The organism is Kineosporia sp. NBRC 101731 (assembly GCF_030269305.1).
Lineage (GTDB): Bacteria > Actinomycetota > Actinomycetes > Actinomycetales > Kineosporiaceae > Kineosporia.
The window spans coordinates 275,043-287,573 of sequence record NZ_BSTC01000008.1; the positions used below are offsets into that span (position 1 = coordinate 275,043).

A 12,531-nucleotide genomic window follows, 5' to 3' on the forward strand; every position below is an offset into this window, starting at 1 on the left:
CCAGGGAGGAAACACCATGAGCGGCCTGCGCTTCGCCTACGTCACCAACGGCCTCGGGGATCATCGGCTGGACGATGCCCTGCGGATGCTCGCCGACCACGGGTACGCGGGGGTGGGGCTGACGCTGGATCATCACCACCTGGACCCGCTCGGTCCCGACCTTCCCCGCAAGGTCTCGGTGATCGCTGACCGGTTGCGGGATCTCGGGCTGGCCGTGGTGGTCGAGACCGGCGGCCGGTTCGTGCTGGACCCGCGGCGCAAGCACGAGCCCACCCTGCTGAGTGACGACGGGCGCGAGCGGCGCGTGGAGTTTCTGCGCATCGCCGTGCGGGTGGCCGCCGACCTGGGTGCCGAGGCGGTGTCGCTCTGGAGCGGCGCCCGCCGGCCCCCGGTCGGTCAGGGAATCGCCTGGCGGCGTCTGTTGCAGGGCTGCGAGTCCGTGCTTCACACGGCCGAACCACTCGGTGTGAAACTGGCTTTCGAGCCGGAGCCGGGCATGTTCATCTCGTCGGTGAGCGATTGGCAGGCCCTGCACGACGAACTGAATCATCACCTGTTCGGCCTCACTCTCGACATCGGGCACTGCCTGGTCACCGAGAGGCATTCGATTCCGCAGGTGATCGCGTCGGTCCGCGACGACCTGACCTACGTGCAGATCGACGACATGCGCACCGGCGTGCACGAGCACCTGAACTTCGGCGCGGGCGACGTTGATTTTCCGCCCGTGCTGCAGGCTCTCGCGGATTTCGACGGTCTGGTGGCAGTCGAGTTGTCGCGACATTCGCACCGGGCCCACGAGACGGTGCCCGGGTCCATCGACTTCCTCCGGGCCCAGGAGCACGCATGACGACCACGAGCAGTGCCGAGATCTGGGTGCGCAGCGCGCTGGTCCAGGTGCGGGCCGACCCGACCACGATCCGGCGCTGGTTCCCGATGGCCGCCCGCAAGGTCGGGGCCGACCACGAATCGGTCCGTATCCGCCTGCTCCGGGCCCTTCCCGACCGCAGCGAGATACCCGCCCTCTACCGGTACGGCGACGTGCACGAGCGCTGCGCGATCATCCTGTCCGCCGCCCAGCTGGGGGTGGACGACGTGCTGCTGGAACTGGCCCGGGACGCCTTCCGCAGCAACGATCCCCGGCTGGTCACCGCGTCGGCGAGCCCGGCCGTGGTCGAGCGGCTGAGCGACGAGGAGGCCGACCAGGTGCTGATGAAGTGTGTCTTCATGGAGATACCACTCGACCGGGTACCGGCCCTCACCCGGCGGGCCACGGCCCGGACCTCGCAGATGCTGGCCGCTTTCGTGTTGGAGCGGGTCTGTGCCGGGCGATCGGTCACGCCGCAGTTGTGGCCGTTGATCGACCGGTTCCCGCCCTCCGACGAGCTGGCCCGGATCGAGCAGCAGCTCACGGCCGACGACCCGGAACGCCGCCGGGCCGCCTCCGCGGCCCTGGACCGGAGAGGAACCCCGTTGTGAAGATTTTCGAGCCCCACATCCACATGTCCTCGCGTACCACCGACGACTACGAGGCGATGGCGGCGGCCGGGGTGACGGCCCTGGTCGAACCGTCGTTCTGGACGGGGCAGCCCCGCTCGGGTGTGGGGTCGTTCGTCGACTACTTCAACGCCCTGATCGGCTGGGAGCGCTACCGTGCGGCCCAGTTCGGCATCGCCCATCACTGCACGATCGCCCTGAACCCGAAAGAGGCCAACGAACCGTCGTTCCGGGCCGAGGTGATGGAGATCCTGCCGCGGTACCTGGCCAAGGACGGCGTGGTCGGTGTGGGGGAGACCGGCTACGACTCGATCACCCCGGCCGAGGACGAACTGCTGGCCCAGCACCTCGCTCTGGCCGTGGAGTTCGACCTGCCCGTGCTCGTGCACACCCCGCACCGCGACAAGCTGGCCGGGACCCGCCGCACCCTCGACGTGGTGAAGGAGTCGGGGATCGCGCCGGAACGGGTACTCGTCGACCACAACAACGAACTGACGGCTCAGGTGGTGCTGGATGCCGGGGTCTGGGCCGGGTTCTCGATCTACCCCCTGACCAAGATGGACGAGCGCCGGATGGTGCTGCTGGCCCAGGAACTCGGCACGCAGCGGATCATCGTGAACTCGGCCGCGGACTGGGGCCGCAGCGATCCGCTGAAGGTCGCGAAGACCGCGCAGGCCCTGCTGGCCGCCGGATTCGCGCAGGCCGAGGTGGAACGTCTGGTCTGGGACAACCCGGTGACGTTCTATGCCCAGAGCGACCGGCTGGAACTCGTGGTGAAGCCGGACGACACCTTGTCACAGGGCAATTCGATCCAGCGGGGGGAACGAGCCTGATGCGGTTCCGGCATCGTGACGGCAGCGTGATCCATCTGTCCTACTGCACCAACATGCATCCGGCGCAGGACCTCGAAGGAATTCTGGCCCAGCTGCACACCTACGCCGGGCCGGTGCGCCGCCGCCTGGGAGAGCCGGTGCTCGGGGTCGGCCTGTGGTTGCCGGCCCCTGCCGCCCAGCACCTGGTCACCGATGCCCGGGCCCTGCACCGGCTGCGGGAGGCGCTCACGGCCGAAGGACTGGAGGTTGTCACCCTGAACGGCTTCCCGCACCGGTCGTTCCAGGCCAAGGTGGTGAAAGGTGCGGTCTACCGCCCGGACTGGCTGGAACAGCAACGGCTCGACTACACGCTCGACCTGGCGCGGGTCCTGCACCAGATCCTCCCCGAAGACGCGCGGGAGGGCAGCATCTCCACGCTTCCCTTCGGCTGGCGCACCCGGTTCCCCGACGGCACGGCGCCCGCTGACGCCGCGATGCGCGCGGTCGCGGCCGAACTCCGTTCCCTGGCCGGTGAGTACGGACGCCCGGTGCGGCTGGCCGTCGAGCCGGAACCGGGATGCGTGGTCGAGACGATGGACGAGGGGGTCGCGGCGGTCGAGCGGCTCGAGGTTCCGGAGTGGATCGGGTTGTGCGCGGACGCCTGCCACATCGCCACCCAGTTCGAGAGCCTCGGGACGGAAGGGAACATCTACAAGGCCCAGGTGTCCAACGCGCTACGGGTCACCGGCGACGACCGTTCCTGGCTGGCCGAGTTCACCGAGCCCCGGTTCATGCATCAGATCCGTCAGGAGGACGGATTCGGCCAGGACGATCTGGACGAGCACACCCTGACGTCGTTCGACCCGGAACAGGAATGGCGGGTGCATTTCCACCTTCCTCTGAACCACGCCGAACACACCACGCAGCCCGAGCTGAAGCAGGTGCTGAAGAACCTGGTCGGCGGGGAGACATCACGCACCACCCATCTGGACGTCGAGACCTACACGTGGGACGTACTGCCGGGTGACGCGCGTCCTTCCAGCACCGCCGAACTGATGGACGGCATCGCCGGTGAACTCGACTGGACGCGTCAGCAGCTCGTGGAACTGGGACTGGAGCCGATCCGGTGAACCCTGTGCTGGTGGTGAACATCGTCGGTCTCACACCGAGGCTGCTACGGCACATGCCCCGGGTGGCATCGACGGGATTCAGGGCGAACCTCGGTACCGTGCTGCCGGCCCTCACGTGCAGTGCCCAGGCCACCTATCTGACCGGCAAGCTGCCCAGCGAGCACGGGATCGTCGGTAACGGCTGGTATTTCCGTGACCAGGGTGAGGTGTATCTGTGGCGCCAGCACAACCGGCTGATCGAGGCCGAGAAGGTCTGGGAGACAGCGCGGATTCATCGGCCGGGTCTGACGGCGGCGAACGTGTGCTGGTGGTACGCGATGGGTGCGACCACCGACTGGACCGTCACCCCGAGGCCGATCTACTACGCCGACGGGAAGAAGGACGCCGACTGCTACACGCGTCCGGCACAGCTGCACGACGAGCTCACGGGTGAGCTCGGCCCCTTCCCTCTGTTCACCTACTGGGGCCCGACCGCGTCCATCATCAGCTCGACCTGGATCGCCCACGCAACCCGCCGGCTGATGGCGACCCAGCGACCCGGACTCACGCTGTGCTACCTGCCGCATCTGGACTACGACCTGCAGCGGTTCGGCCCCGACGGCCCTGAGGCGATCCGGGCGGCGCAGGAGATCGACGCCGTGGCGGGCGATCTGATCGACTTCGCGCGGGAGAGCGGATACACGGTGGTGGTGCTCTCGGAGTACGGCATCACCGCGGTCGACCGGCCCGTCGACATCAACCGCCTGCTGCGGCGTGAGGGTCTGCTGGAGGTGTATACGCAGGCGGGGATGGAATATCTGGATCCGTGGGTGTCGCGGGCGTTCGCCGTCGCCGATCACCAGCTGGCCCATGTGTACGTGCAGAACGAGAAGGACGTGCCCCGGGTGCGGGAGCTGCTCGAGGCTCTGCCGGGGGTGGGAGAGGTGCTGGGTGAAGACGGCAAGAAGGAGCACGGCCTGGACCATCCGCGCAGCGGTGAGCTGATTGCCGTGGCGCAGAACGACTCCTGGTTCACCTACTACTACTGGCTGGACGACGCGCGGGCTCCCGACTTCGCCCGGGGCGTCGAGATCCATCGCAAACCCGGTTACGACCCGGCCGAGCTGTTCATGGACCCGCACGATCGCCTGGTGAAGGCCCGGGCCGCGCTGACGCTGGCCCGCAAGTTCGCCGGCCTGCGGTACGCGATGAAGGTGGTGCCGCTGGATCCGGCACCGGTGCGGGGCAGCCACGGTCGTTCACCGTCCGACCCGGACGACGGGCCGGTGCTGCTGTGCTCCGACCCGTCCGTCTCCTCGACATTCTTCGAGGCCACGGCCGTGCGTGACCTGATGCTCGAGGTCCTGCTCCGGCCTGCTCGTTGAACTGCGTTCACCTGGAGGTCGAAATCGCCTAACCCGCACTTGAAAGGCTGGGTACGCCCGGCCCTCAACGGATCGGGCGACGAAGACTGAGGAGTGACGTGGGTAAGAGGCGCACCGGGGTACGTACAGCAGCCGTCCTGACCGCAACGGCCCTGGCGGGAGCCGCGCTGGCCACCGCGCAGACAGCCACCGCGCAGACGACCACCGCGCAGACGGCTGGGCACGACAGCCGCGTGTTCAACCGCACCGACACCTTCCCGGTGTACGAGAACCGGCCGGCCGGTGACGCGGCGGCGGACGAGACGGTCGCCGAGATCTCGACCGTCACCCAGGACGGCAAGACGATGATCTACACCGATGCGGTGGGCAAGCGCATCGGTTTCCTCGACATCTCGAACCCGGACCAGGTCAAGGGTCTGGGCACGCTGTCGCTGAAGGAACTGGGCGACGACGAGGACGAGCCCACGTCGGTCACCGTGGTCGGCGACTATGTGCTGGTCGTGGTCAACACCAGCAAGAGCTTCACCGAGCCGTCCGGCCGGGTCGACGTGATCCGGGTCAAGGACCGCAAGCGGGTGCGCAGCATCGACCTCGGTGGCCAGCCCGACTCGATCACCGTGGACAAGACCAGGACGCACGTCGCGATCGCCATCGAGAACGAGCGTGACGAGGAGGCCACCCCGGCGAACGGTGAGGAGGGCGACCTTCCGCAGCTCCCGGCCGGCTTCGTGCAGATCCTCGACCTGACGAAGGCCAAGGACCCCTCGACCTGGACCGCGCACCGGGTCTCGCTGGTCAACCCGGACGGCTCGGCCCTCCCGGCGATGGTGGACGCGGGGATCGACACGCCGATCGACCCGGAGCCCGAGTACGTCTCCTTCAGTGACAGCGGCGTTCTCGCGCTCACGTTGCAGGAGAACAACGGCATCGTGCTGATCGACGCCCAGAAGCACGCGGTGACCAAGGTGTTCAGCGCGGGCAGGGCCACGGTCACCGGGATCGACACGAAGGACGACGGGGTGATCGACCAGACCGGCTCCATCGTGGACACACCGCGGGAGCCGGACGCCGTCGCCTGGCTGGACGACCGCTACCTGGGCACCGCGAACGAGGGTGACTGGAAGGGCGGTACCCGCGGCTGGACCGTCTTCGACACCAGGACCGGCACCGTGCGCTGGGACTCGGGCAACGAGCTGGAGAAGCTGGCCGTCTCCGCCGGGCTGCACGCCGAGTCGCGCGCCGGTAAGAAGGGCGTGGAACCGGAGGGCCTGGCCACCGCGACCTTCAACGGCACGACGTACGCCTTCGTCGGTTCCGAGCGCAGCAACTTCGTCGCGGTCTACGACGTGGACAACGCCGCCAAGCCGAGGTTCGTGCAGCTCCTGCCTACCACGAACGGGCCGGAGGGCATCCTGCCGATCCCGTCGCGGGGTCTGCTGGCGGTCTCCAGCGAGGTCGACGACGCCGGCGCCGGTGTGCGTTCCAGCGTCACGCTCTACCGGATCGGTACGCAGAAGAAGGCCTTCCCGCAGATCGAGTCCGAGAACCAGAAGGGCTCGCCGATCGGCTGGGGCACGCTGGGGGCGCTCTCGGCGGTTCCCGGCCAGCGCGACGAGCTGGTCAGCGTCACCGATGCCGGATACAGCACCACCGGCATCCTGACGATCGACACGTCGAAGAGCCCGGCCCGGATCACCGATCGTCTCGGGGTCACCGATGCCGGTGGCCAGGCGGTGGGTCTGGACGCCGAAGGCATCTACGCCCGGCCGGCGAAGAGCGGTGGCGGTTACTGGCTGGCCGTCGAGGGGGCGACCGGCGCCGGGAACCAGCTCGTGCGGGTGAGCAAGAAGGGCGTCGTGCAGCAGAGCGTCGCACTGCCCGCCGAGGTCGCGGCCGGCCTGAAGTCACAGGGCTTCGAGGGGGTCACGGCCACGTACGACCGCGACGGGGAGCACCTGTACACGGTGATCCAGCGGGCGTCGTCGAACGATCCGGCCAACGTGGCCCGGATCGGCCGGTACGACGTGAAGACCGGCACGTGGACCTGGTTCGGCTACCCGCTGGAGACCACGAGCACGGCCGGTGACTGGATCGGCCTGTCCGAGATCACCGCGCTGGCCGACGGTCGTCTCGCGGTGATCGAGCGGGACAAGCTGAACGGCCCGAACGCGAAGGTCAAGCGCGTCTACACGGTGACCCTGCCGAAGACCGACCCGGCGGGCGCCCTTCCGGTGCTGTCCAAGAAGCTGGCGGTCGACGTGCTGCCGTTCCTGCGCTCCACCCACGGCTGGACGCAGGAGAAGCTCGAGGGACTGACCGTCGGTGGCGACGGCCGGGTCTACATCGCGACCGACAACGACGGGCTCGACGACTCCACCGGCGAGACCGTGTTCATGTCGATCGGCAAGGCGAGCAAGGTGTTCGGCAAGAAATGACCTGACCCGGGGTGACCAGGGGTCCGTGGCCTTGCGGTCACGGGCCCCTTCGCGTTCATGGCAGCCAGAGGACGATGCCGGTCACCTGGGTCAGCACGGCCGCCACTCCCGCGCGGGTGGCGTTGCCGGCCCGGTCGGTGGTGAACGTGGCCGGGTCGTAGGGGCTGGACGCCGCCAGGCCCTCCCCGCGGAACGAGGCGCCGGGCCAGAAGCTCGGTGCCTCAGTAGGCGATCCGGCCCCGGCGGTCGTGGAACTCGCCGGTCGGGCCGTCCGGGCCGATCAGGGCCAGGGCGACCGTGGCGTCGGTGCCCTCGGTGACGGTCTGGTGTCCCAGGTGCTGGGTGAAGTCGGTCTTCGTGTAGCCGGGGTCGGTGGCGTTGATCCGCATCCCGGGCAGATTCTTGGCGTACTGCACGGTCAGCGCGATCACGGCGCCCTTCGAGCTGGGGTAGGCGATCATGGTGACCGGGAAGCAGTCGTCTTCGGGGTCGAGCAGTGCGCGGGGCCAGCCCAGGGCCGACGAGACGTTGACGATCACCGGTGAGGACGAGCGACGCAGCCGGGGCAGGGCCGCCTGGGTGACCCGGACGAGGCCGAAGACATTGGTCTCGAACACCGTGCGCATGGCCTCGACGTCGAGGTCGTCGGTGCTCCACGACGTGCCCGGGATGCCGGCGTTGTTGATCAGCACGTCGAGCTCGGGCAGGGAGGCGATCGCCGCCTCGACGCTGTCCTGGTCGGTCACGTCGAGCTGAACCGGGACGGCGCCGAGCTCGCGGGCGGCGTCGCCGTTGGCGAGGTCACGCATGCCGGCGTAGACGGTGTGTCCGGCATCGATCAGGCGGCGGGTGGTTTCCAGACCGAGGCTCTTGTTGGCCCCGGTCACCAGGGTGGTGGTCATGTCGCCACCCTGCGCCCCCGCGGCGCCGGCCGACAGGCACTGTTCGACGGTGGGAACGGCAGTACCACCCGCGGGGCCCGATCGGGGCGCACCATGGACCCATGGACGAGTTCGCGCAGGTCTTGCGCGCCTGGCGGGACCGGGTGCGCCCGCAGGACGTGGGGCTGGCCCCCGGCCTGGGCCGTCGCACGCCCGGACTGCGGCGTGAGGAGCTGGCGCTGATCGCCGGGGTGAGCGTGGACTACATCGTGCGCCTGGAGCAGGGGCGGGCCCGCAACCCCTCGCCGCAGATGCTCACCTCACTGGCCCGGGCGCTGCGTCTGAACGACGGCGAACGCGACCACCTGTTCCGGGCCGCCGGGGCGGCCCCACCCCCGGCGGGGCTCGTACCGCGGCACATCACCCCGACCGCGCAGCGGCTGGTCGACCGGTTCCGCGACGCCCCGGTGGCCGTGGCCGTGCACACCGCGATCTACGAGCTGGTGGCGTGGAACCCGCTCTGGGCCGTGCTGTTCGGCGATCCGTCGAGCCAGACCCGGCTGGAACGCAACGTCGCCTGGCGGTACTTCACCGGGAACCCGTTCCCGGTCACGCACACTCCCGAGGACGAAGAGGCCTACGCCCGTGACCTCGTCGGCCATCTGCGCACCGCGTCCGGCCGGTACCCGGACGATCCGCAGATCCCGCAGCTGATCCAGCGTCTGGTCAAGGCCTCCCCGGACTTCGCCCGGCGCTGGGAGGAAGGGACGGTCGCGGAACTGCGCACCAGCCGTAAGACGGTGCACAGCGAACTGGTCGGGGACATCGTCCTGGACTGTGACATGGTCACCGGCGGTCCGGGTGACCAGACGATCGTCATCATGACGGCCGCCCCGGGTTCGCCGGACGAGCAGAAGCTCGACCTCCTGCGGGTGATCGGGCTCCAGGAACTTGAGAACCCGACCCCGAGCTGACCCGAGCTGACCCGAGCCGGCCCGCAGGCGGTTCGCCTGCGGGCTCTCGGGCCGGATCAGCCGATCTTCCAGGTTCCGGCGACGACGTCCGCCCGGGGCGACCAGACCAGTGAACCGTCGGCCACGTCCGTGTACTTCACGGTCACGGTCTTGTTGGTCTTCGCCTTCACCGTGACGGCCGTCTTGCCGTTGACCGCCCGGTGGTCACCACCGTCCGCGTCTTCCCAGATGAAGGCGGCGGGCTTGAAGGAGAACTTCTTCACGGCCTCGACCTTCAGCTTCAGCGTGCCGTGGCCGTCCGGGTGTGTGGCCGACGTCGGCGTCACCTTGGCGACGACCTTCCCGGCCTTGTAGACGGTGACAGCACTGTCGCGCTGCACGTAACTGGCGGGCAGGAGTTCGGAGGCCCCCGTGACCGCACGCCCCTTGACGTACCAGGCGCCGGCCACGGTCTTCAGGCCCGGGGCCCAGATCACGTCGCCGTTGCCCACCCCGGTGTAGGTGATGGTCACCTTCTTGGTGGTGTTCGCCGGGACACTGATCTCGCGGTTGGCGTCGTCGGCCTCGTGGTCGCCGCCGCTCGGGTCTTCCCAGAGCCAGTCACCGGCGCTGAACGAGAGGGCCTTCTTCGTCTCGACGGTCAGCACCAGCTTGCCGTCGCCACCGGGGTGCGCGGACGACACGGCGGTCACCTTGGCCTTCACCGCGCCGTCGCGGTACACCGTGACGGTGTCGCCCCGCTGCACGTACGCCGTCTGGTGACCGGTCGCGGGCAACGCGGGGGCCGCCTGAGCGGCGGGGGACATGAGCACAGTCCCGCCGAGAGCCAACGCGACAACCCCTACGGTGGCGATCTTCTTCATCGGTACCTCTCACTCGGACGCTGGCCGGCGCGGCAGCAGTGCCGCGCCGTGTGCTCATCCTGGTGAAACGCGAGGCGCCGGTCGTCAGACCAGGGGCGGGCATTGCACCATCGCCGTGTACGACCACAGACGCATGCCGGGCTGACCCCCCGATCTCACAGGCTCTGGCCGCCCGACAGGTCGATGATCGAGCCGGTGGCCCACTGGAAACCGTCGGACAGCACGGCGGGGACCGCGGCGGTGATGTCGTCCGGTCCGGCGATGCGGCCCTGGGCGATGGTGTGCGCGGCGAGCTCCTGGACCTGGGGCGAACGCATCATGCCCCCGCCGAAATCGGTCAGCACGGCCCCGCCCATCAGGGTGTTGACCCGGATGCCGCGGTCGGCCAGCTCCACGGCCTGGTAGCGGGTCAGCACCTCGATCGCCCCCTTGGTGGCGGCGTACGCGGACATACCAGGGACGACGCCCCGGGTCAGGGCAGTGGTCACGTTGAGCACGCGGCCACCCTTGTTGATCAGGGGCAGCAGGGCCTGGGTGAGGAAGAACGGCGCCCGCAGGTTGACCCCGACCAGCTCGTCGAACTGCTCCGGGGTGGTCCGGTCGTAGGGCGCGTAGGTGCCGATCCCGGCGTTGTTGACCAGGTGGTCGAAGGACTGGGTGCCGAAGCGGTCCTGCAGCGTCTGCCGCACCGTGTCGACGAACTCCGGGTAGGTGTCGGCGCGGGTGACATCGAGCCGGCAGAAGACCAGGTCGTCCGACGCTGCCTCGGCGGCCTCGCGTTCGCTGTGGTGATAGGTACCCACCACCGCCACGCCCGCGCTCGTCAGGTGCCGGGCCATGCTCCGGCCGAGCCCGCGCCCGGCCCCGGTGACCAGGGCGATCTTCCGGTCTGCCATGAAAGTTCCTTCCGTCCGTGGGTGGGTCGCCGCCACGATGGAGGAAGGTCGGCCCCGGCTCCTACGCGTTGTCCGCTGAGCGGACAAGAGCCTGCTCGAGAGCCGCGGCAGCGTGGTGGACGGGTGCCGCGAGACGCTCCGCCGGGTGGTGTGCGGCGGTGGCGACCTGCAAGGACGCCCGCCGCCCCCGGGGCAGGACGACCGGCACCGCGTAGCAGGTGAGCCCCGGCAGCACCGCCTCGTCGTCGACCGCGGCCCCGAACGACCGGCGCCGCGCGGTCGGGATGCGGCCGGGCGTGAGCACCATCGCCGCGGCCGTCGAGGCGGGCATCTGCGCACCGCTCCGGGCGTCGATCGGCAGGGTGTCACGGCCGGGCAGCATCTCCAGCGCCACGAACGAATCTTCCGACGGGACCACAAAGGACACCGCTGCCCCGGTCTGTTCGCGCAACTCGGCCATCACCCTGGAGGCGGTTCCCCGCAGACCGGTCAGGGGCTCCACCTGCTGGGCCAGACCCAGCAGCGACGCGGCCAGGTGCCAGTGCCCGTTCTGCAGCTCCACCGCCCCGGCCTCCCGTAACTGACGCAGAAGCCGGTGCACGGTGGGGCGGGGCAGCCCGGTCGCCCCCGCGATCGTCGCCACCTGATGCTCCCGGCCGCTGCCGGGCAGGGCCCGCAGCACCCGGAACGCACCGTCCACGACGCTTCTCGGTTCCCGTTCCGCCACCGCGCAGACCTCCGTCCAGGGACGCTCGAAGCTCACCACCGTAACGTCGCCCTCCGGGTAGGCCTTCGCCCGGGCCCAGATCCCGTCGCGTATCGCCGCCGCACTGGTAGAGACGAAACTGTACTTCTCGCGAACCCGGTTCGAGGCTATGGTCGGGGCCTCGTCACTCAGCAGTTCGCTGCCGTTTCTCGGGGAGGAGCGCCGGTGCCCGAACCGCTGCCTGAGCAGAATCCCTTCGCCGCGCCGGAAGACTTCGCCTACGACTCGGTGCGGCGCCATTTCCGGGACGGCGAGGCACTGACGTTCGACGAGCGTTACCGATACGCCCAGCTGCCACTCATCGAGCCGGGGCATCCCTTGGCTCTGCGCCGCAGCCCGGATGATGCGTACCTGAACGGTTCCTACCGGGACGCCCGCATCTCGGTGGTTGCCCGGCTCACGGTGAACCCGTCACTCGGCGAGCAGGCCACCCTGACCTCGTTCGGTCACAAGATCGACCACGCGATGACGGAGCGCCGAAAGGATCTGCTGCACGTCACGATCGCGGGTGGTCTCGATCGGGGACCGGCGGAACTGGCGCAGGCGCTGGAGGGTACGGCAGCGTTCTCGATGCGTCTCTACGGCCCGCTGGTCGGGCAGTTCAACTCCGGGCGCCTGTACCTGCCCGCCGTGCCGACCCGCACGGCCCGGGGCGACGCGTTCCGGGATCTGCGCGGGCGCCTGGGTGTCTGCGTCGGCGACTTCTTCGCGTGCGGCCTGCTGCATTTCCGAGACGAGCTGACTCCGTCCGAAACGATGGACCTGGAGTGCTTTCTCCAGGTGTGGCAGCGAGAGATCGTGGCGGAGAACCGGGTCGATGAGTTGTGGGTCATGTCCACCCATGACGACCTCGGAATCGATTCGGCCTTCGTGAGCAGGGTCGAGCTGAGCCAGGGCTGAAGTGTCTATTCCGATT

At 69.2% G+C, this 12,531-nt stretch carries 12 protein-coding genes; 8 read left to right on the plus strand and 4 right to left on the minus strand.

Translation table 11 applies throughout. The features are described 5' to 3' along the window. Positions 1 to 16 precede the first annotated feature (16 nt). The 6 genes from QSK05_RS22895 to QSK05_RS22920 all read left to right on the plus strand — a co-directional run bounded on the left by QSK05_RS22895 (position 17) and on the right by QSK05_RS22920 (position 7,235). Positions 17 to 847 carry a sugar phosphate isomerase/epimerase family protein gene (locus QSK05_RS22895; protein ID WP_285599343.1) on the plus strand — a complete coding sequence of 277 codons (831 nt, stop codon included), beginning with the start codon at positions 17 to 19 and terminating at the stop codon, positions 845 to 847. Beyond that, a complete protein-coding gene (locus tag QSK05_RS22900; protein WP_285599344.1) occupies positions 844 to 1,476 on the plus strand; it encodes an EboA domain-containing protein in 633 nt (210 codons plus the stop codon). Before QSK05_RS22895 ends, QSK05_RS22900 begins: the two co-directional genes overlap by 4 nt. Beyond that, positions 1,473 to 2,327 (plus strand): TatD family hydrolase, encoded by an 855-nt coding sequence (locus QSK05_RS22905; protein ID WP_285599345.1) that lies wholly within the window; start codon positions 1,473 to 1,475, stop codon positions 2,325 to 2,327. Before QSK05_RS22900 ends, QSK05_RS22905 begins: the two co-directional genes overlap by 4 nt. Further along, positions 2,327 to 3,436 carry a metabolite traffic protein EboE gene (gene eboE, locus QSK05_RS22910; RefSeq protein ID WP_285599346.1) on the plus strand — a complete coding sequence of 370 codons (1,110 nt, stop codon included), beginning with the start codon at positions 2,327 to 2,329 and terminating at the stop codon, positions 3,434 to 3,436. The genes QSK05_RS22905 and eboE overlap by 1 nt, the downstream gene beginning before the upstream one ends. Then, the gene (locus QSK05_RS22915) at positions 3,433 to 4,800 is read left to right on the plus strand and encodes an alkaline phosphatase family protein (protein ID WP_285599347.1); all 1,368 of its coding nucleotides are present in this window, start codon (positions 3,433 to 3,435) and stop codon (positions 4,798 to 4,800) included. Before eboE ends, QSK05_RS22915 begins: the two co-directional genes overlap by 4 nt. 98 nt (positions 4,801 to 4,898) lie before the next feature. Further along, on the plus strand, positions 4,899 to 7,235 hold the full coding sequence (locus tag QSK05_RS22920) for an esterase-like activity of phytase family protein (protein ID WP_285599348.1): 2,337 nt from the start codon (positions 4,899 to 4,901) through the stop codon (positions 7,233 to 7,235). Positions 7,236 to 7,456: 221 nt separating this feature from the next. Here the strand turns inward: QSK05_RS22920 and QSK05_RS22925 are convergent, their stop codons facing one another. Then, positions 7,457 to 8,137, minus strand: coding sequence for an SDR family NAD(P)-dependent oxidoreductase (locus tag QSK05_RS22925; protein WP_285599349.1), 681 nt, complete (start codon positions 8,135 to 8,137; stop codon positions 7,457 to 7,459). 101 nt (positions 8,138 to 8,238) lie between these two features. Here QSK05_RS22925 and QSK05_RS22930 point away from each other — a divergent pair, with 101 nt between their 5' ends. Beyond that, the gene (locus QSK05_RS22930) at positions 8,239 to 9,090 is read left to right on the plus strand and encodes a helix-turn-helix domain-containing protein (RefSeq protein WP_285599351.1); all 852 of its coding nucleotides are present in this window, start codon (positions 8,239 to 8,241) and stop codon (positions 9,088 to 9,090) included. Between the two features lie 56 nt (positions 9,091 to 9,146). Here the strand turns inward: QSK05_RS22930 and QSK05_RS22935 are convergent, their stop codons facing one another. From QSK05_RS22935 to QSK05_RS22945, 3 genes are all read right to left on the minus strand, one after another. Beyond that, positions 9,147 to 9,953: a hypothetical protein gene (locus tag QSK05_RS22935; protein ID WP_285599352.1), complete on the minus strand. Its 807-nt coding sequence runs from the start codon at positions 9,951 to 9,953 to the stop codon at positions 9,147 to 9,149. A 155-nt stretch (positions 9,954 to 10,108) separates the two neighbouring features. Then, complete coding sequence (locus QSK05_RS22940; RefSeq protein ID WP_285599353.1) at positions 10,109 to 10,849, minus strand: SDR family NAD(P)-dependent oxidoreductase; 741 nt, start codon at positions 10,847 to 10,849, stop codon at positions 10,109 to 10,111. 61 nt (positions 10,850 to 10,910) lie between these two features. Beyond that, positions 10,911 to 11,612: a helix-turn-helix domain-containing protein gene (locus tag QSK05_RS22945; protein WP_285599354.1), complete on the minus strand. Its 702-nt coding sequence runs from the start codon at positions 11,610 to 11,612 to the stop codon at positions 10,911 to 10,913. 168 nt (positions 11,613 to 11,780) lie between these two features. On the opposite strand from QSK05_RS22945, the gene QSK05_RS22950 reads away from it, so the two are divergent. After that, a complete protein-coding gene (locus QSK05_RS22950) occupies positions 11,781 to 12,515 on the plus strand; it encodes a hypothetical protein (RefSeq protein WP_285599355.1) in 735 nt (244 codons plus the stop codon). The last annotated feature ends 16 nt before the right edge of the window (positions 12,516 to 12,531 follow it).